The sequence below is a fragment of the Lactobacillus sp. ESL0680 genome (assembly GCF_029392855.1).
Classification (GTDB): domain Bacteria; phylum Bacillota; class Bacilli; order Lactobacillales; family Lactobacillaceae; genus Lactobacillus.
In genome coordinates this window covers 1,450,971-1,470,002 of record NZ_CP113945.1, presented here as the reverse complement: position 1 = coordinate 1,470,002, position 19,032 = coordinate 1,450,971, and the positions used below count along the sequence as shown (strand labels likewise).

Sequence of the window (19,032 nt, the reverse complement as noted above, 5' to 3'; positions counted from 1 at the left end):
GTCATCACAGCTTTCGCAAACTGGCTTCTAGGCCAGTTTTACTTTTAGTCTTGGTATCAACCTGCTTGATTACTTTGGCTGGGACGCCGGCAACAACTGTCTTAGGCGCAACGTCTTTTGTCACAACTGCACCTGCACCAATTACGGCACCTTCACCAACTTCAATACCTTCTAAAATTGCGGCACCTGCACCAATTAAGACGTTGTCGCCAATTCTGACAGGCTTAGCTGAAGCCGGCTCAATTACTCCTGCCACAACGGCATTAGCACCAACGTGTACGTTTTGACCGATAATTGCCCGACCGCCAATCACGGTTCCCATGTCAATCATGGTGCCGGCACCGATTTCTGCGCCGATGTTAATTACGGCGCCCATCATAATCACGGCCTGCTTGCCGATTTTGACGTGGTCGCGAATAATCGCACCGGGTTCAATCCGGGCATCAAGTTGCGTATAGTCAAGTAACGGCACGGCGGAATTGCGCGCATCATTTTCAACATGGTAGTGGGTGATTTGTGCTGTGTTCTTGGTTAAAAATTTTTGAACATCTGCCCAATCACCGAACAGAATTCCGATTTTGTCATCTAAAAATGCCTCAATATTTTCAGGGACAGCTAGATTTGCCAAATTGCCCTGTAAATAAACCTTAACGGGTGTCTTTTTGGGGGCGTTGCTAATAAAATTAATAATTTCTTGTGCAGTTTGCTTCATGGCTTTTCCTCGTGTTACTTAAAGATAATTCAGGTCTAATCTGGTTAAATCGGCAAGAGTTTCGCGCTTAACGACTAATTTGGCGTGTCCGTTTTCGGCGAAAACAACGGCGGGACGACCGACGCGGTTGTAATTGGAAGCCATCGAGTAGCCGTAAGCTCCTGTTGCCAAAATTGCTAAAATATCACCAGGCGCGCTTAAAGGCAGTTGTTGGTCTTTTGCTAAGATGTCGCCAGATTCACAATAGCGGCCGGCAATTGTCACGGTTTCAACTGACCTTGCTTGGGGATTAGCAGCTAAGACTGCCTGATAATCAGCCTGGTAAAGGGCAGGACGGATATTATCGCCCATGCCGCCATCGACGCTAACGTAAGTGCGAATGCCAGGAATATTTTTGCGGGCGCCGATTGTATAGAGGCTGTAGCCGGCTTCGCCAACAATGGAGCGGCCGGGTTCAATCCAAACTTCTGGCAGCGTTAAATTAGTCTGGGCAATTTCTTTTCTTAGTGTTTGCACCATACTGTCAACAAATTCTTGTGGCGTTAAAGGCTGGTCCTGATTAGTGTATTTGATGCCAAATCCACCGCCAAAATTTAAAACTTGCGGCTGATAATGGTATTTTTCCTGCCACATGGCTGCAAGCTGCACCATTTTTTGAACTAGGGCGGTAAAGCCTGTAACTGCCATAATCTGCGAACCGATATGGGCGTGGTAGCCGCGTAAGTTCAGTTTAGGATTTTGTAAGACTAACTGCAATGCTTGTTCTGCTTGACCTGACTGGACGTCGAAGCCGAACTTACTGTCAACTTGACCAGTTTGAATGTAGCGGTGGGTATGTGCTGAAATACCGGGCGCGATTCGCAGCATGATATTGACTGACTGCTTCTGCTCAGGAAGCAGTTTGTTTAATAATTCCAATTCGTGGAAATTATCAACGATAATCGTGCCAACATGATTGTCGAGGGCTAACTGCAATTCCGCAAGTGACTTGTTGTTGCCATGAAAGCTGACATTTTCCATTGGGAAATTAGCTTGAACAGCGGTCATTAATTCACCAGCCGAAACAACGTCTAAGTGACCGTCTTCTTGGGCAATAACTTGGTCGATGGCCCTAATTGAAAAAGCCTTACTGGCATAACTAATTGCGTATTTAACGCCGGCTTGTTTGAATGCTTTATGAAATTGTTGTAATTGCTGCCTAATTAGGCTGACATCGTAAACGTACAGCGGTGTACCGAAATCGCTAGCGAGATCGATTGCATCGCAACCACCAATTGATAAATGTCCTTGTGAATTAACGGTAACCAAGTTGATTCCTCCAAAATTAGCTAACAAAAAAGGTTCTTTTGTTTGCGCTGAAACAAAAGAACCGAATTAATATCTGGTATCAAATTGTCGGAAGCGCTCCGTAGATTTTCTACGACAGTCCATGACTTATTTGGCCATGGCCCAGCTGATAATTCCTGCTTGTGAATTAACGCTTCGGCAGCTTCCCCTTTTAATTAGCGTCATAGTTTTAGCAAAACTCGACTAATTTACTGATGGTCACTGCAACCTCTTCGATTGCATAAATATTATATTTTTTTGAGAATAATGTCAATGATTTTAATTTAAAAATTAAAATGCTTTGCAAGCTGAAAAAAATATTTTCCTTGCAGATAAAAAAATAAATGCTAGAATTGCACCTAAACTCGCGAAAAGACAGATTAGATTTTTTATAAAAAGGATTTGACCCAAAATGAAAGTAGTTAAGTTTGGTGGCAGTTCATTAGCAGACGGCCCACATTTTGAAAAAATTATTAAAATTATTACAACGGACCCAGAGCGCAAAATCATTGTGACTTCAGCTCCTGGTAAGCGGGATAAAACTGATTGTAAAATCACGGATTTGTTAATCGATTATGCACATAAAACTATTACTAATCAGAGTTTGACTGCTATTCAGCAGCAGATTTGGCAGCGCTATGAGGAAATTGGCAGTTATTTTTCTGTTTCAACTGAAAAAATGGCGGTACTAAAGCAAATTTTATTAAATTTACCAAAAAAAGAATATCTAAATAATAACTATTTATTAGCAGAATTCAAGGCGCATGGTGAAATATTAAATGCACACATATTAACGTTAATATTGCAACAATTAAACTTAAATGCCCATTTTGCAGGTAGTGGCGAATTAGGTATTGAAGTAACGGCTAATCCACAAGATGCCATGATTGTGCCGGAAACTTATGACAATTTGGCTAAATATCATCTGCCGAGCGGCTATTTGGTTGTGCCAGGCTTTTATGGTCTAACAAAGAAGGGACAAATCGCCACATTTTCGCGTGGGGGTTCGGATATCACTGGTGCTGTTTTAGCTCGCGGCTTTCATGCCAGGGTGTATGAGAACTTTACTGATGTTGATGCGATTTATTCGGCTAATCCAGCAATTGTCAGGCACCCAAAGGCAATCAGCAAAATGACTTATCGGGAAATGCGGGAGTTATCATATGCCGGGTTTTCAGTTTTTCACGATGAAGCAATTTTGCCGGCGATAGCTGGTAACGTGCCGATTAACGTCAAAAATACCAATCACCCTAATCTTAAAGGGACAATGATTGTTCCGGCAAAGGATTTTCATGCGCTGAACGTAATTACGGGAGTAGCAACTGCAACGCACTTCTCAGCACTGTACTTACACCGTTATTTGTTAAACAAAGAGGTCGGCTTTACCCTGAAGCTGTTGCAGATTTTTTATAAGTACCATATTTCTTACGAACATATGCCATCAGGGATTGATGACCTGACCGTGATTTTTGATGATCGGCAGTTTACCGCTGGCGTTCGCGAAAAGATGTGCCAAGAAATTCGGACGCAGCTGAAGCCAGATAGTTTAGAGTGGATTGATGATTATGCGATTATCATGGTAGTCGGCGAAGGAATGCGCAATAAAGTTGGCGTAATGGCCAAAATTATTGAACCGCTGGCGGCACAAAACATTGGTGTTCACATGATTAATCAGGGTGCGTCACGGATTTCAATTATGCTGGGAACTAAACGCAAGGATGCTCCAGCAGCGGTTAGACAAATCTACAACAATTTTTTCACACAGGGAGCAAAAATAAATGATTAATATAGAAAAAGTTCATGGCTCGCAAAACAGCTTCTTTTTGCTAGATCAAACTAAATTAGTTAAGCCGCTGACAACTGCAGAATTACAGAATTTGGCAATTAAATTGACGGATGAGCAAACAGGGCTGCTTGGCGGCAGCGATGGCTTATTAGTGGTTGAACCCGCGACCACGCCAGCAGCTGTTGCGCAAATGCGCATTTTTAACAAGGACGGTTCACAGGCATTGATGTGCGGCAATGGCTTGCGCACAGTTGCGCGATATTTAGCCAGCAAATTTCATCAGCGCGAGTTTTTGGTGCAGACGGCTGCTGCGAATTTACGTGTGCAGCAATATCCGGATTTGGCTTCTGGTGTACCGGCTTTTAGTGTTGAGATTGCGCCGGTTTCGTTTGCGGCGAATGATGTCGGCTGGCATAATTTAGCTTTCACTAAAATTATTAATCAATCCATTCCGGCTTTTTCTGATTGTTTAAAATTTACAGCGTTAGCAGTACCTAATCCACACTTAATTAGTTTTGTGTCAGATATTCATGAAGCTCATGAAATGTTGGGGCAGTTGGGGCAGAAACTAAATCACCCCAACCAATATTTTCCCGATGGGGTGAATGTTAGCTTTGCGCAAATTTTAGCTCCTAACAAATTATTTGTGGAAACATACGAACGCGGTGTCGGTTTTACCAACGCTTGTGGAACGGGAATGTCGGCGACCAGCTTGGCGGGACACTTGACCTATCCCAAGCAGGTAGCTGCCGACGAATTACTGACGGTTTATAATCCGGGCGGCTTGGTCAAGACAAAAATTCACGCGGATACTGATAATTACTGGGTTGAACTAATTGGTAATGCAACGGTTACTCACCAAATATACCTTCCTGAGGAATGCTTACATGAGGGAGAATTTGACCAGCAACAGATTAGTGTAGTTGAAACTGATGAACAGGAAGCATACTTGAAATTTGTGTCTACTTTCAAAAATATGTAAAAGACTTTAGCGAATTTTTGTTGTGAGTGCTTTTTAGGCAGACAAAAATCCGCAATTACAATCAAGTTTATAATTGGGGATTTATTAGTTTAGTAATTTATTTAATTAAAAGATTTCAAAAGAAAATATGCTAGGCTAAAAGCCTAGCACGTTTTCTGTAAGTGATTTAATGAATAGAGCATATATTTGCTCAATCCTGCTAGGTGTTTAATCTAGCAGGTGACTAAATCTATGATTATCAGTGTCTTGATTGCAAAAGCTATCAGACTGATAAATTAAAGGTTCAAAAATATTATAATTAATATTGATACTTTGTTTGTTGTAGTTAATTAAAGCATAATTTATTGCTATATTCAATACTAAATTGTAAAAATATTAATTATCATAAAGTGGCGCAATGATAATCATATTTTTTGTGCTGGGGTAAGCAAATAACAGCGGTCAGCTTTTTGTTCGAGCTAAAAGTGCGACTTTATTATATACTAGAACGAGTTGTTTTAGTTCGAAAGGGATGGACGATGAGTTTACTAACGGTTAAAAATCTTGGCCAAAGTTTTGTGGATAAAACCTTGTACGAGGATGCAAATTTTGTCCTTAATAAAGAGGATCACATGGGGGTCACGGGACAAAATGGGGTTGGTAAATCAACCTTAATTAAGATTTTGACGGGCGAGATGCTGCCGGATGAAGGTCAGGTTAAGTGGCAGAACAAAGTTGATGTCGGCTATCTTGACCAGTATGCCAAGTTAACGCCGGGGGAAACAATCCGCGGCTTTTTGCGCACGGCATTTGCTGCACTATATCAAAAAGAAGACGAATTAAACGGATTTTACGCTAAATATGCTGAAAGTGGCAACGACGAGCTATTAGAAAAGGCTGGTAAAGTTCAAACTTACTTAGAAGAAAATAATTTTTACGGGATTGATACCGAAATTGAACGTGTTGCGTCAGGTTTGGGCTTAGCAGAATTAGGTTACGATCATGATGTGGCCCAACTTTCTGGTGGTCAGCGTTCCAAAATTATTTTGGCTAAATTATTACTGCAAAATCCGGATGTATTATTGCTCGATGAGCCAACTAACTATCTTGATGTGTCACACATTGATTGGTTAGTCGACTACTTGAATGACTTCACTGGTGCGTTTATTGTAGTCAGCCACGATTACGACTTTTTGGGCCGGATTACCAACTGTATTATTGATGTTGATGTCGGCACCATTACGCGTTATACGGGAACTTTGAAGCAAGCAATGCGGCAAAAAGAAGCTAACCGCGAAACTTATCTCAAGGCTTACGCTAACCAGCAGCGTAAAATTGCCAAAACAGAAGCTTATATCCGTAAAAATAAGGCGGGAACTCGTTCTAAGAGTGCCAAGTCACGTGAACGGCAATTAGCTCACATGGATGTTTTGACACCGCCGAAATCTAACCGACGTGCGCGCTTTGACTTTCCTTATGTGGCAACCGCGTCTAACTTATTACTGCAGACCCAAGATTTGGTAATTGGCTATGACCACGCGCTAGTTAAAGAGGCATTTAACTTTTCAGTTGGCGGCAATGAGAAGGTGGCAATTACTGGTTTTAACGGAATTGGTAAGTCGACCTTGCTGAAAACCCTGTTAGGACAATTAAAGCCGATTTTTGGTAATTTTGAATTATCTACAACCGCCAAATTAGCTTATTTTAAGCAGGATTTAACTTGGCCAAACAATAATATGACGCCGCTGCAATATTTGCAGGAAGAGTTTGAACGGCAAAAGCCGAAGGAATTGCGTGGTGCGTTAGCACGCATGGGTGTAACGGCGCAGCAGGCAATGAGTCCGTTGAAGAAGTTATCTGGTGGTGAGCAGGAAAAAGTTAAGCTGGCGAAGATGCAGTTTGAGCCGGCTAACTTGCTGTTCTTAGATGAGCCAACCAACCATTTAGATCGCGATACTAAAGACGCGTTGCGCAAGGCAATTGTTAATTTCCCTGGTGGGGTAGTTATCGTTAGTCACGAGCGCGATTTCTTTGAAGGCAACTGGGTAGATAAGACAATTGACATTGAAACGATGAACAAATAGACGAAAGATCAGGTAACTGATCTTTTTTATTAATTAAAATTGACCTTTGGTCATTTTTGCGTAATAATACTTTTAAACTGAGGTGAAAAAATGCCAAATATTCATACAACGCAGCAAAAGCAGGCTAAACGCGAATTAATTATGCAGGTAGCGATGCAGCTTTTTGCTAAGCAAAGTTATACCCAAATTACGATGAAACAAATTGCTGATACAGCTGGAGTAGCTAAGGGCACAATTTTTAATTATTTTGCGACTAAGGAAGACTTATTTATGAGTATCCTGCTGGAAGATTATTGCGTGTTTTTCACTAAAATTATCGAGCAGGTTAAGCAGCAGCCAGAGGTAACTCAAGCTCAATTCATTGACCTGATGATTAGTTCTACACGAGCATTAATTAATAACCATGCGGAACTGGTCAGGTTAAATGCGATTCGTGGCCCGGTCTTAGAAGGTAAGGCGAACATGGCGGAGACGATTAAGCGCCGCAATGAGCTGTATGCACTTAGTCATGAACTTGGGGAGTTATTGGCAGTGAAGAGCAATCAGTTATTAACGCAGGGACAATTTAGTCATTTATTCATTATTCAAAGTGCAATTATCAGCGGCTTAATGAATATGTCTTCGCTGGCTAGTTTTAATCATCAAGAGGTTGCCTTGACTTATCCAGACTTTACGATTGATTTAGTAGGGGAAGCCGAAGCTCAGATGCGATATTATTTAACAGGATTTTTTAAGGAACAAACAGATAATGAAACAAGCACAAATTCGTAATTTTGCCATTATTGCCCACATCGATCATGGTAAGTCGACTTTGGCCGACCAAATTATGGCGTTAACTAAAACGGTCAGTGAACGTGAATTTAGTGACCAAATGTTGGATGATATGGAAGTTGAACAAGAGCATGGTGTTACCGTTAAGGCAAGAACGGTACGTAACTTTTACCAGGCACAAGACGGTCAGGAATATGAATACAATTTGATTGATACTCCTGGCCATGTGGATTTTAATTATGAAGTTGCTAAGAGTCTGGCAGCTACTGAAGGGGCACTGCTATTAGTTGATGCAACCCAAGGTATTCAGGCGCAAACGATTGCGAATTATCGCATTGCTAAGAAGAACAATTTGGCGTTAATTCCGGTGATTAACAAGGTGGATATTGCTTCAGCTGATGTTGTCCGCACGCAGCAGCAGTTACTGGAGTTAGATAAGTCCTTTACGCCGGAGCAGACGCTATTGATTTCTGCTAAAACTGGGCAGGGAGTTCCCGAATTACTTGAAGCAATTAGAACTCGAATTCCTGCGCCCAAAGGAAACAATCAGGCGCCGCTTAAGGCATTGGTCTTTGATTCAGTCTATGATGCTTACCAAGGAGTAATTATTGATGTGCGCCTAATTGACGGGCAATTATCTGCCGCAAGTGACTTACAGTTAATGCAGGCAAAGATGTCATTTCGTCCTAAAGATATTGGGGTGCTGACACCTAATATGCAAACTCAAAAAGGATTACAGGCTGGTGAAGTTGGCTATATTGTCACTGGCATCAAGGACCCGAAAAAAATTCGGGTTGGTGATACTATTACAACTAAGATAGATCCGACTAAAGAGGCATTGCCAGGGTATGAACCGGCTAAACAGTTGGTTTTTGCCGGTATTTATCCTAAAAATAATGATTTTCCAGCGTTGAAGCAGGCACTTAATAAACTGAGTTTAAATGACACGTCCTTTTCATTTGTGGAGGAGCGTTCAGAAGCATTAGGACAAGGTTTTCGTTGCGGCTTTTTAGGGACCTTTCATTTAGAAATTATTCGCGAACGTCTGCAGGATGAGTATGGCATTGATGTCTTAACGACGGCACCGAACGTAACATACTTTGTCTACTTAAAGAATGGTCAAGAAATGAAAATCAATAATCCGGCGCAATATCCGGCTTTTGGTCTGATTGACCATGTGACAGAGCCGTTTATCAAGGCCGAAATTATGACGCCTAGTGAGACGCTAAATGCAATTTTAAAATTAACAGAGCAACATAAGGGGACGCTGCTGGACTTAGATAATGATGAAGCGCAAATTTTGGTGACAGTTAAGATGCCGTTGTCGGAAGTAGCATACCATTTCTTTTCTGAATTAAAGTCGGTGTCGCATGGCTATGCCACACTTAATACGGAGTTCTTGGACTATGAGGATGCAGACCTAGTTAAGATTGAGGTGGATATTAACTACGCTCCGGTTGACTCGCTTTCATTTGTTGTTCACCGCATGGATGCACCGCAAATGACGCAAAAATTGGTCAAGGAATTGAAGTATACGGTGCCGCGGCGGCTTTATCCAACACCAGTTCAAGCAATCGTTGAAGGCAAAGCAATTGCCCGAGTTGACGTACCGCCACTGCGCAAAAATGCTGCGGTTGACGGTAATCAGCGGAGTGTCTCTAAAAAGGCAGCACTATTAAGACGCCAAAGTTTAAATAAAAGGCGGGCAGCTCAAGGAGAAGTTAAATTACCGCAGGAAGTATTTAATGTGATTTTGGAACTGTAAAAATTTGTCAGTTGCGCTAATTCATAATCTGAGTATAATGAATAATACGAGCCGACAAAAAAACGCGAGATGCGTAATTTTGTTACGAGGACACCCGTCTTAACTGACAGGTACGGGAAGTACTGGTGTTTGGTCTACCTGATGTGAACAGAAGTAGCCAACTGTTTTTGTGAAAAATAGCCTCGATTAAAAAGAGCAAGTTCTTAATTGAACCTGCTCTTTTTGTTTATTTGATGTATAAAGCCTGCTTGCCCTGCTGGTTATAGCTCCGCTCTAAATTAGCCCACGGAATTTTCTCGTTCTTATGACCAAAGGGATCATTAACGAAAATAATTCGCGCCCTTTTGTTAAAGCCGGTAATAACACAGGCGTGCGATGATGGTGTAACGTGAACGTTGCCTTGAGCTGTTTTCCAAGTTTGCATGTCACCGACATGGTTAAAGTTGGTTGTGGTAATAATCATGACAGGATGACCAGTTGAGACCAATCTCATTACTTGAATAAAGTCATGCCCCGTAAAATTTTGAATACGGTTAGTATATTTTCGGGCTACTTGCTCTAGTGGTTCATTATAAACGCACCACCCGGCATTGGTCTGGCTCATATAGCCGACGAAGCCCTTATGGGGATTGCCGCGATATTGGCCGTTATCAGTAAATGAAGCAACGTGGGCAATATTTTGGGAGAGGTCCAGCTTAGTAACTTTGATGCCATAGTAGTTTAGCAGCATACTTAAAGAGGTGACTTCACAACCATTAGGAAGGTCAGGATACTGGTTTTCAAGTGGTACGTCCAGTTTTTGTTCAGACTTTAGGGTTAGCCAGGCATATTGATTACGCCAACTTTTGGAATTAAAGGCAAAAATAATTGCTCCAAGAAGTAGGAGCATTATTAATAAAGATAAATATTTAGCGAATGACTTTTTGTTCTTCATAAATGCTATTTAATCATAAAAAACTATCCATAACCAAAAAAGCGCTCAACTTAATGAGTGCTTTTTTGGTTATTAATTGAAGGTCAGATTAGTGATGACTTGCACCTGAAAATGCGTCCATCGTGTGATCTACACCCTTAACAGGCATTCCTTCAACGTCCATTCCTGGGCAGAATACTTCGTCCATTGGCACACCTTTTTCTTCGGCTAATGCTGTGTTCAAAGTCTTCATATCCATCAAATGATACTTCTTGTCTGGATCTTTTGGATCAACAATTTGAATTTGAGCCATCATACCAGCATCTTCGTGTTCGATGATGTGGCAGTGGTACATGAAGACACCAGTGTTTTGGAAGTAAAGCTTGATGCGGACAGTTTCTTTAGGAGCAACTTCGATGGTGTCCTTGTAAACGCCACGTTCGTTAGGGTATGGTTCGTGACCATTACGTGATACTACTAAGAAGTGAGCACCGTGAACGTGGAATGGGTGTAACATACCATGAGTCTTATCATTGGTGTTAGTTACGTCCCAGTATTCAGCGTCCATTAAGTTTTGCTTCATGTCAATTCTTTCCATGGAGAACAACTTACCGTTAATTTCGTTGTGGTTGTCCATAGTAACATGAGGAATTGGTGCGTTTGGATTTACAACTGGATCATGTGGTGTAAATAGAGTATCAGGAATGACACTGTCATCTTTTTCATATTGATGAATTCTAAATTCAACTAACTTGAAGTCATCAGTGTAAAGGTTGACAACGTCACCGTCTTTGTAGTCGCTGAAGTCAACAACTACTTGTTGACGTTCACCTGGCCCAATTAAGACCTTAGTCATCTTAACTGGATGCTCTAAGAATGAGTCGTCACCAGCGATTTGGGTCATAACTAAATCGTTGTCGAAGTGTAATCTCCATTCACGACGGTTAGAACCACCTAAGAAGATTAAACGTACTTTTTGCGTAGTAACATCAACGTAAGGCTTAATAACACCGTTAATTACTGGGTTATCACCGTAAACACCCATTGAATTGTAGTCGGCCTTGTAGTCAAATTGGTTATCTTCGTGGAAAGTCCGGTCCTGCAAAATAATTGGGAATTCGTCCTTACCATAAGTCTTAGGAATTGGTAATTCAGCTTCGTTAGCGTCAGTAACAACGACACCCATTGCAAGCCCCATCCAAACTTGTGAAGCAGTTGATGGACATGGGTGAGCGTGCAGCCAAGTAAGAGCAGCAGGTTGGTTAACAACGAAGTCAATGTGCTTTTCTTCGCCTGGGTAAACTGGTGAGTGACAAGCACCATCGTTACCTGGTCCAGAAACTTCCATACCATGCCAGTGGTAAGTAGTTAATTCTGGCAAGCTGTTCTTCAAAGTTACGTGAACGTGTTGTCCGCGAGTTAAGACCATAGTCTTACCAAGAACTGGAAAGTTGTAGCCCCAAGTGTGGGTCTTCTTGCCTGGCAAGAATTGGAAGTCGCCTTCTTGTGACTCAATTGTGTACCAAACATCATTGTTTTCAGCTTTATCTGGTTCCAATACTGGTGGAACGATTAATGGTTGAGCTTCAACATTGTCAGGGATAGTGAGTTCTTTGTAACCCATACCATGATTTCTGTCAAAGTCTTCTGAATTATAAAAATAATCTGTGTAAACTTTATCTGACATATTCGTCTACCTTTCAGTTAAAAAAATTTCAGTTAAAAAATTTCATTACGCCTTAAATTTACTCTTGCTGAAAACGCTTGTAAAGTGGTTAAAATCATGATTTTATGCCAAGATTATAAAAGGCACTAGTTTTCAGAAAAACTGGCAACAAATGTTATTTAATTAGAAACAAAAATATGTTAAAAGTAGTGGTATTTTTGTCTTAAACAACTCGTTTTATTTGCTTACAGCGCTACTTACTAAAGATTAACGTTTTTTAAAAATAAAAATAAATAAATTGTTTTTAGCGTCGATGTTGAGTATCGTATAGAAGAATAATAAATTAGATTACACAATGAAAAAAGGAATTTTTAGTTTGAAGATTAATTTGAAGAATTTAACTGGAAAAATTGAACAAGAAGATTATTTACAAGATTTGGCAACTGTTAAGTATGCCGATTTGAGTAAGTCAAAGGCTAAAATTAAGGAAGCTGCGGCTAACATGGTTAAAGAGACCGCTGCGGCTGTTAAGAAGGGGTCATTAAGTCATATTGCACTTGAGGTAACGGGACAGCGGCCAGTGACTTTTGCCTTGGAAACCAATATTATTAATTTGCCTTACAGTAATTACAAAAAAATCAGCAACTTTTTTGAAGAAGGACAAGATTATCCAGTCAATATTTACTTTGAGACTGCGTCAGATTATCTAAATGCGTCGAAATTTCGCATTGACCAGCTAGCAACTGAGGCTGAATTACAAGATGAAGATGCAGTTATTACGAAGTTAGCGGCTGCAATTAGCGAAAAGCTTAAGCAGGTGCGTGAATATGAAAAACCGGCACCAGCGGCTAAAAAAGTACCTGCTAAAAAGGCAGCGGCATCCAAAACGACTGCTAAGAAGAAAACAGCAACTAAAAAGCCGGCAAAGAAGTCTGCTGCGAAGTCCAGTAAAGCTAAGAGCAAAAAAGAGTAGATTACTAATGAAGGTTGAATATGAGCGTTCGGGCTGCAAGCAATTTTTTAAAAAGCACAAGAACGAAATCAAGCTAATTAAGCACTGTATTGAAGAAGCTTTGACTATTCAGGTTGAAACAGGGATGGCCAAGGTTAAGCGGGCGGCAAGTGAGCGAGTGAATGGCGACTGCGTTTATGAATGCCGGGTAAATCTAAAAAAGATTGGGTCGGCACGAGTTGCCTTTATTGTTGATGAGCAAAGCCTGATTACCGTTATTTATATTTCGTCTACTTTGCAAAAAGATGCCTTCACGCATTTACTTGAACGCAATTTAAAAGAAAATCATTATTCAGCTTAGTGAAAAAGATTGGCAAATATAATCTATAAAAAAGTTGAGATGACAAATAAAAATCAATCACACTATTTAATAGTGTGACTGATTTTTATTTGTCAGTATATTTATATAAGCTAAAGGCAAGTACTAATGAAATTAATCCAGTGAATAACCAAAGAAATAGTGTAGGAATTTTGATAAATGAAGCAAAATAGCTGATAAAGGAACAAATAGAGAACATAGAGGTACACATTGCATGCATTGAGCTAATGTCATTTGCATTGAAGGAAGAGTACATTAACTTTTCGAAAATGTTGCCACTCATACCTGTTGTTAAAGATGAACTGAATAATAGTATAAGCTTTAAAATAAAATTTATTTTGGGAATTGATATTAAAATGAAACAAATACCTGTAATAAAGTAATCTAAAATAAAAAAATTGTGGATTTTGAACTTACTTAGAGGTGCAATGAATCCTCCAACTACGTCGCCGGCTTTTTGTATAGAATTAATCAAAGGAAATATAGCTACTGCTAAACCTAACTCTTTTACCGTTATGGGTAGTAATTGTAGTAGTAACCCAGTTAGACCACCTAAAATTGCTTCACTGCAGATTACCAAAAATGCTGGCATAGTATTAATAAATTTCTTGCTTTCTTGATTAAATATTTGTATATATTTTTTAAATGAAAATTTATTATTGCCTTTGTTAGTAATTTGACTAATTTTATTAGGATCATTGAAATCAATTAAACCGTATGCAAAGATACCACTTACTATTGCAAATTGACTAGTAATGAGTAAAACAGGTGTACCGAATGAAATAATAACAGTTGAACTGATTAAACCAGATAGAATCATTAGTACGGAGCTGGAAATATATTGAATATTCACAGTTTTATTTATTTTTTCTTGGTCTTTGTACAAAATAATAGGTATAAAGCCAACTTCAATAGAACCAGATAAAGTGTAGCTGCTTTTTAAAAGAAATTGACAAATTCCAATTAACTTGACGGAAGCTTTAGTTAATAATAGAAAAATTTCAATAGAAATTAGACCAGCTGCAATTATTTGGCAGAGCAATAAAATTAGCTTTCTCTTTTTGATTGAGGCTAAAGTAGGTGTTAGTAAAGCAATTAGTGTTGATGGTATAACATTAATTATGCCAAAAACACCAAGTAGGCTAGAAGAAGAAAAATATTGTTTAACAAGTAAAAAAGATAATACAATATCAAAAATGCTGGTTCCAATAGTGAAGAGTGATTGACCAATTATTAGTCGCCAAAAATTAGCATTCTCAATGTTTTTTGATGTCATATTTTAATACCTTCCATCCATCAAAATCAATTTGAATTGCTTGATCTGGAATACGTAATTGGGTTAAAAGCATAATTGTATTATAACTTACTAAACCTGCTGCAACAGATGTGATTGGGGAAATTACAGCTGTTGGAAACTCATGTTTAATTAAGCAATCGTCGGTAATTTTTTCTTTTCCTAGGAAGTCCATATAATTAATAGTTATATTAGGTATTTTTGAAAAAACATTACAGCATGTTGAAGCGTAGCTGCCAAATATTACAGGAATATTTAATTGAGTAGATATTTCGTCGAACCATTTATTACCATCTTCTGGAGAATCTATACTATCTATTATAATATTTGTGTTATTACAGATATTATTTGCTATATCAGATTTATTTCTTATTTTGAGATTTTGAGTAATTATTTCGACATTAGGGTCTATACTTTTTAAATATTGTTTACACGAATCTACTTTGTTTTTACCAATATCGCTACAAGTATAGGTGCTTTGACGAGTGATATTTGAACTATCAACGGTGTCAAAGTCTATTAACTTTAATTTACCAACTCCTGTTCTGACTAATTGTTCGGCTACCGTTGCTCCAACACCACCAACTCCAAAAATGGTTACATAAGAATTTGCTAGTTTTTTTTGATATATACTAGGATCTGTTTGATTTGACAAATCAATCCATTCAAAAAAATTAAAATTTCTTGAGTACATATCTTTTTTGCCGTATGTGTTAGAAGTTAATAGACCCATTTCTTTAAGTTTTTTAATTTTAGATGTGATATTTTTTTCTGATAATTGCAAATCACTTCTTTTAATTTCACCGTTTAAATATTTAATTAATTTTATGTTGGATACAGTGTTGGGGATGCTGCGAATTAAATTTTTATTTCCTAAACCAAATACTATTTTGTTATCTACTATTAATGGTTGTAAAGTCTTTTTAATTTTTAATTTCATGTTAAATATCTACGTGTAAATAAAAATATCGCCAAGTTATAAAATACTTGGCGATATTAATAAAGTTTACTAAAAACTAACGATTACCATCACGCCATTGTGCATTAGAATAAGTTTCCATTATATTCACCTCCTTTCAAGTTTCCAAAAATTTAACATAGTCCTAAACGTCTTAAGATCCAAAGCATGTTGGTTCCTCCAATTAATTTCATGATATAATTATAAATTAATTAGCATATTACGAATTCGTATGTTTGCTTAATTGTTTTTAATTATATTTGTAATCTCAGTAAGTTATATAAAAATGTGGTGACATCTCACAATATTTGGGTAAAATGAAAAAATTTGGAGAAATATTACGTAAAACACGCAAAGATATTGGAATTACACAGATGTATCTTGCTAATAAAACTATAGATAGAACGACAATTTCTAAAATAGAAAGTGGAATGGAGGAACCGTATTATGAAAATGGGGTTGCTTTGATTCATAATTTAGGAATTTCAATGGATGAGTTTGAGTATATTAGAAGGGGATACATGTGGAGTTCTAAGGAGAAGTTGATTTATGAATTCATGATGTTATCATATAGTACTCAAGAAGATTTAATTAACCAACTTTTAGTTAAACTCGATTTATTTGATAAAGATTTAGATATTTCAAGAATAAAGTTAATCTTACAAGCTTTTAAAAGTATTAATGAACATGACGGAGATATAACTTTGGCTAAAAAAATAGTTCAACCAATTTGGTTTGATTTTTTAGCTCAAGTTGATAATTGGAAAATTTTGGATTTGTATATTCTGAATAAAATATTTTTTATTTTTGATGAAGATGTGATGGAAATGATTACTAACAAGGCAATTAAAATTATTGAAAATCATTATCCATTTCTTAAAGAATTAGAAACGAGTTTCATTTTAAATAGATCTAGAATACGAATGAATAGTCACAATGTTGTCGCTGCGTTAAGAGATTTAGCAGTAGGAGAAAAGCTTGCTCAAGAAGTATATCAATATGATAAATTGTTGGTAGCTAAATGTAGAATAGCAATTTGTAAAAATGATAAATTAACAGCTGAGTACTATGCTAGTCTTGCATCCCAAATTGGAGCTAAAGAAATTGCTCTAAGTTTAAAAGATGAGATTTTTAAATTTATATTGGATAATTAAAAAGATAGAATTTATCTAAGCTTATTAAATTTTTGATCTCGAATGGATAAATTGTTTTGCCAGTCTTTTTTAGTAGATAACTATTCAAAATGAACTTTTTACAATATAATGGAAGCAATCACAGGAGGATTTTTATGTTTAGCTGGAATCTACTTGGCATCTTGTTATGGGTAATTGTTATCCTTTATTTTGTATTTGTAGTGCAGAATATCCGCAAGCGCCGAATTAGGATGATTATTAATAAGCACCGCCGCTTTAGTTGGCCTAATTTTTTACTAGATATTGTTGAAATCGTGGTTTTACTAGTTGGGATTGGCGGCTTATTTGCCAAGACCATGCTGGATAATCCCGATTTGGAGGATACGAGTAAAATCTCGTCAAATATTGTTTATCAGCCGCTGGTTATGGACACGGGAACTGGTAATTCAAGCTATGTGACCATTAACTCTAAGAAGAAAAAGATTGGCACACAGACTTATACCTTTTATCGTGCGGGTAAACGGGTCAAGGTTTCCAGTGACTTTGCGACAGTGGCTTACGGCAAAAATCCGCTGGATTTGAATGCGGAGCGGGTGCCTTATAGCGTTAAGCAATTGAAGCGAACGGATAAGAAGTATCAGCGGGCTTATGTTGCTACTTATACTGCAACTTACAAGAAAATTTGGCAGAATGGAATTGGGATGCACGCGGGACACAACGCGATGACCTACTACTTGATTAGAATTCCAGACGCATCATTTATTAAACAAAAATAAAAACGGCGACTTCAAAATTGAGGTCACCGTTTTTTAGATGATTATTTTTCTGGCTTTTTGACCTGTCTGAGTAAGTTACCGTCGATAAAGGCGAGTAAGAAACTGGCGGTCAAAAAGTCTAGGACGTTACCGGAAGAAAAGGCTGCAAGTAGAACAAACAGACTAGACAAGATGAGAGAACTAACGAGGTAAGTCCGTGCTGCTCGATATCTAAGCCATTGGTAAAAAGCATATGCAAGAACGATTAAATATGGTCCAACAAACAGCAGCATTCCCAGCCAGCCGAGTGCATATATTTGTGCCGAAAAGTCACGCTCTAAGTTGAAGATATTGTTTTCTCGAGTATATGAAATACCGAAAAATTTGTCTAAACGATTATTATTAGTCTTAATGACTTGGTTGAGCATTGCCTGCTCAACATGGCGGTTTTGCATGCGCGTTTGCCCGGGCTCATTCATGATTTTGAGCCAAAATTCAGGGTCGTATTGGTAGGGATAGCTCTTGAAGACGAACTTGGGATTGAGCGCATAAGCCTGATAATTCTTTTTGATAAAATGCCGTAAAAATTCGTCGCGTTCTTTGCCTTGGGGATATTTTGCTAGTCCGGCTTTGAGTTCGCGTGTTTCGCTTGTTAAGTCATGGTCGGATTGCTTAGCAAGGTAGATTTCATAATTATAACGTTGAATAGCGGGACCAAACGGCAAAATCACGAGTGATCCAACTTCAATTAAAACAGCAGTTAAAAGTGCCCAGCCGCCTTTTTTAACGTCCCTAATAATAAACTTGTGGAAAATAAAGAGCAGACAGCTAATTATAATGCCGCCAATTAGTCCGATTGCTGCAACTTTGGTGCCGATTTCAATCATGGCAAGTGCTTGGACGACATTGAGGGTGACGGTACGCCAATTAAATTCTGTAAATAGGTAGTAGAGCATTAATGGTAGCAGCATGAACAGAACAGCCGAGATCATATTAGTAAAGTTAAAAAAGCCCTTGGAAGCCATGTGTGAGTAACCAATATTAGAATTGAAGAACCACATGAAAATATTAGCGCTGATTGTTCCGGTTTCGTAAGATTTAAGGGACACAACGAATAGGTTGGACAACACAATTGTTCCTGAGAACAGTCCGGAGACGCCCTCAATTACAAGCCGCAGCTGTTTTTGACTGAAATTAAATTCATCGGTTAAAAATAAGACAATGAGCGGCAATGCCATTCTAATTAAGTAAAAGATTTCGCTGGTCGTTGAGTAGCCGTATCCTGTAGGATTAACGCTGGTAAAATTGCGCACGTGAACTAGATGCAGTGCTGAATAGATGTCAAGTAGCGCCAAATAGACCAACAGCCATTTACGCTGAGTGAGTTTAGACCATGATTTTTTCTGACTTAAGAAGAGTCCAAGCAGAACGCCAACAACTAAAATCCGAATGATTGTTGGCAAGGTAAAGGGCAGGATATTGGCAAGCTGACCATGGTAAAACCAATATAAGTCCAAAAATGGTTGACTGAGAATGAACCAAAATAAAATGGTTTTTGCTTTTTCTTTCAATGTTGT

General features: G+C 38.5%; 16 protein-coding genes and 1 riboswitch. Of the genes, 9 read left to right on the top strand and 7 right to left on the bottom strand.

What is annotated here, in order from left to right; translation table 11 throughout:
* Positions 1 to 4: 4 nt before the first annotated feature.
* Both dapD and lysA read right to left on the bottom strand, forming a co-directional pair.
* Positions 5 to 712 carry a 2,3,4,5-tetrahydropyridine-2,6-dicarboxylate N-acetyltransferase gene (gene dapD, locus OZX58_RS07100; RefSeq protein ID WP_277140809.1) on the bottom strand — a complete coding sequence of 236 codons (708 nt, stop codon included), beginning with the start codon at positions 710 to 712 and terminating at the stop codon, positions 5 to 7.
* 18 nt (positions 713 to 730) lie between these two features.
* Positions 731 to 2,026, bottom strand: coding sequence for a diaminopimelate decarboxylase (gene lysA, locus OZX58_RS07095; protein ID WP_277141776.1), 1,296 nt, complete (start codon positions 2,024 to 2,026; stop codon positions 731 to 733).
* A 77-nt stretch (positions 2,027 to 2,103) separates the two neighbouring features.
* Positions 2,104 to 2,280: riboswitch (Lysine riboswitch) on the bottom strand.
* A 170-nt stretch (positions 2,281 to 2,450) separates the two neighbouring features.
* On the opposite strand from lysA, the gene OZX58_RS07090 reads away from it, so the two are divergent.
* From OZX58_RS07090 to lepA, 5 genes are all read left to right on the top strand, one after another.
* Positions 2,451 to 3,824 (top strand): aspartate kinase, encoded by a 1,374-nt coding sequence (locus tag OZX58_RS07090; protein WP_277140808.1) that lies wholly within the window; start codon positions 2,451 to 2,453, stop codon positions 3,822 to 3,824.
* Positions 3,817 to 4,806: a diaminopimelate epimerase gene (gene dapF, locus OZX58_RS07085; RefSeq protein WP_277140807.1), complete on the top strand. Its 990-nt coding sequence runs from the start codon at positions 3,817 to 3,819 to the stop codon at positions 4,804 to 4,806. Before OZX58_RS07090 ends, dapF begins: the two co-directional genes overlap by 8 nt.
* Before the next feature lie 518 nt (positions 4,807 to 5,324).
* Positions 5,325 to 6,869: an ABC-F family ATP-binding cassette domain-containing protein gene (locus OZX58_RS07080; protein ID WP_277140806.1), complete on the top strand. Its 1,545-nt coding sequence runs from the start codon at positions 5,325 to 5,327 to the stop codon at positions 6,867 to 6,869.
* Between the two features lie 90 nt (positions 6,870 to 6,959).
* Complete coding sequence (locus OZX58_RS07075; RefSeq protein WP_277140805.1) at positions 6,960 to 7,640, top strand: TetR/AcrR family transcriptional regulator; 681 nt, start codon at positions 6,960 to 6,962, stop codon at positions 7,638 to 7,640.
* On the top strand, positions 7,618 to 9,405 hold the full coding sequence (lepA, locus tag OZX58_RS07070; RefSeq protein ID WP_277140804.1) for a translation elongation factor 4: 1,788 nt from the start codon (positions 7,618 to 7,620) through the stop codon (positions 9,403 to 9,405). The genes OZX58_RS07075 and lepA overlap by 23 nt, the downstream gene beginning before the upstream one ends.
* Positions 9,406 to 9,631: 226 nt before the next feature.
* Here the strand turns inward: lepA and OZX58_RS07065 are convergent, their stop codons facing one another.
* Together OZX58_RS07065 and OZX58_RS07060 are read right to left on the bottom strand one after the other, a co-directional pair.
* Positions 9,632 to 10,294, bottom strand: a complete 663-nt coding sequence (locus OZX58_RS07065; RefSeq protein WP_277141774.1) for a C39 family peptidase — start codon at positions 10,292 to 10,294, stop codon at positions 9,632 to 9,634.
* A 133-nt stretch (positions 10,295 to 10,427) separates the two neighbouring features.
* Positions 10,428 to 12,005, bottom strand: a complete 1,578-nt coding sequence (locus OZX58_RS07060) for a multicopper oxidase domain-containing protein (RefSeq protein ID WP_277130439.1) — start codon at positions 12,003 to 12,005, stop codon at positions 10,428 to 10,430.
* 355 nt (positions 12,006 to 12,360) lie between these two features.
* Between OZX58_RS07060 and OZX58_RS07055 the strand changes: the two genes are divergently transcribed.
* On the top strand, positions 12,361 to 12,957 hold the full coding sequence (locus tag OZX58_RS07055) for a hypothetical protein (RefSeq protein WP_277141772.1): 597 nt from the start codon (positions 12,361 to 12,363) through the stop codon (positions 12,955 to 12,957).
* A 7-nt stretch (positions 12,958 to 12,964) separates the two neighbouring features.
* The gene (locus OZX58_RS07050; protein WP_277140803.1) at positions 12,965 to 13,297 is read left to right on the top strand and encodes a hypothetical protein; all 333 of its coding nucleotides are present in this window, start codon (positions 12,965 to 12,967) and stop codon (positions 13,295 to 13,297) included.
* A gap of 85 nt (positions 13,298 to 13,382) precedes the next feature.
* Here the strand turns inward: OZX58_RS07050 and OZX58_RS07045 are convergent, their stop codons facing one another.
* Both OZX58_RS07045 and OZX58_RS07040 read right to left on the bottom strand, forming a co-directional pair.
* Positions 13,383 to 14,591, bottom strand: coding sequence for a hypothetical protein (locus OZX58_RS07045; protein ID WP_277140802.1), 1,209 nt, complete (start codon positions 14,589 to 14,591; stop codon positions 13,383 to 13,385).
* Positions 14,572 to 15,549 (bottom strand): ThiF family adenylyltransferase, encoded by a 978-nt coding sequence (locus OZX58_RS07040; RefSeq protein WP_277140801.1) that lies wholly within the window; start codon positions 15,547 to 15,549, stop codon positions 14,572 to 14,574. Before OZX58_RS07040 ends, OZX58_RS07045 begins: the two co-directional genes overlap by 20 nt.
* Positions 15,550 to 15,884: 335 nt before the next feature.
* Here OZX58_RS07040 and OZX58_RS07035 point away from each other — a divergent pair, with 335 nt between their 5' ends.
* Together OZX58_RS07035 and OZX58_RS07030 are read left to right on the top strand one after the other, a co-directional pair.
* Complete coding sequence (locus OZX58_RS07035; protein WP_277140800.1) at positions 15,885 to 16,721, top strand: helix-turn-helix transcriptional regulator; 837 nt, start codon at positions 15,885 to 15,887, stop codon at positions 16,719 to 16,721.
* Between the two features lie 134 nt (positions 16,722 to 16,855).
* Positions 16,856 to 17,476 (top strand): LVIS_2131 family protein, encoded by a 621-nt coding sequence (locus tag OZX58_RS07030; RefSeq protein WP_277140799.1) that lies wholly within the window; start codon positions 16,856 to 16,858, stop codon positions 17,474 to 17,476.
* A gap of 41 nt (positions 17,477 to 17,517) precedes the next feature.
* Here the strand turns inward: OZX58_RS07030 and OZX58_RS07025 are convergent, their stop codons facing one another.
* Complete coding sequence (locus OZX58_RS07025) at positions 17,518 to 19,026, bottom strand: O-antigen ligase family protein (RefSeq protein ID WP_277140798.1); 1,509 nt, start codon at positions 19,024 to 19,026, stop codon at positions 17,518 to 17,520.
* Positions 19,027 to 19,032: the final 6 nt, after the last annotated feature.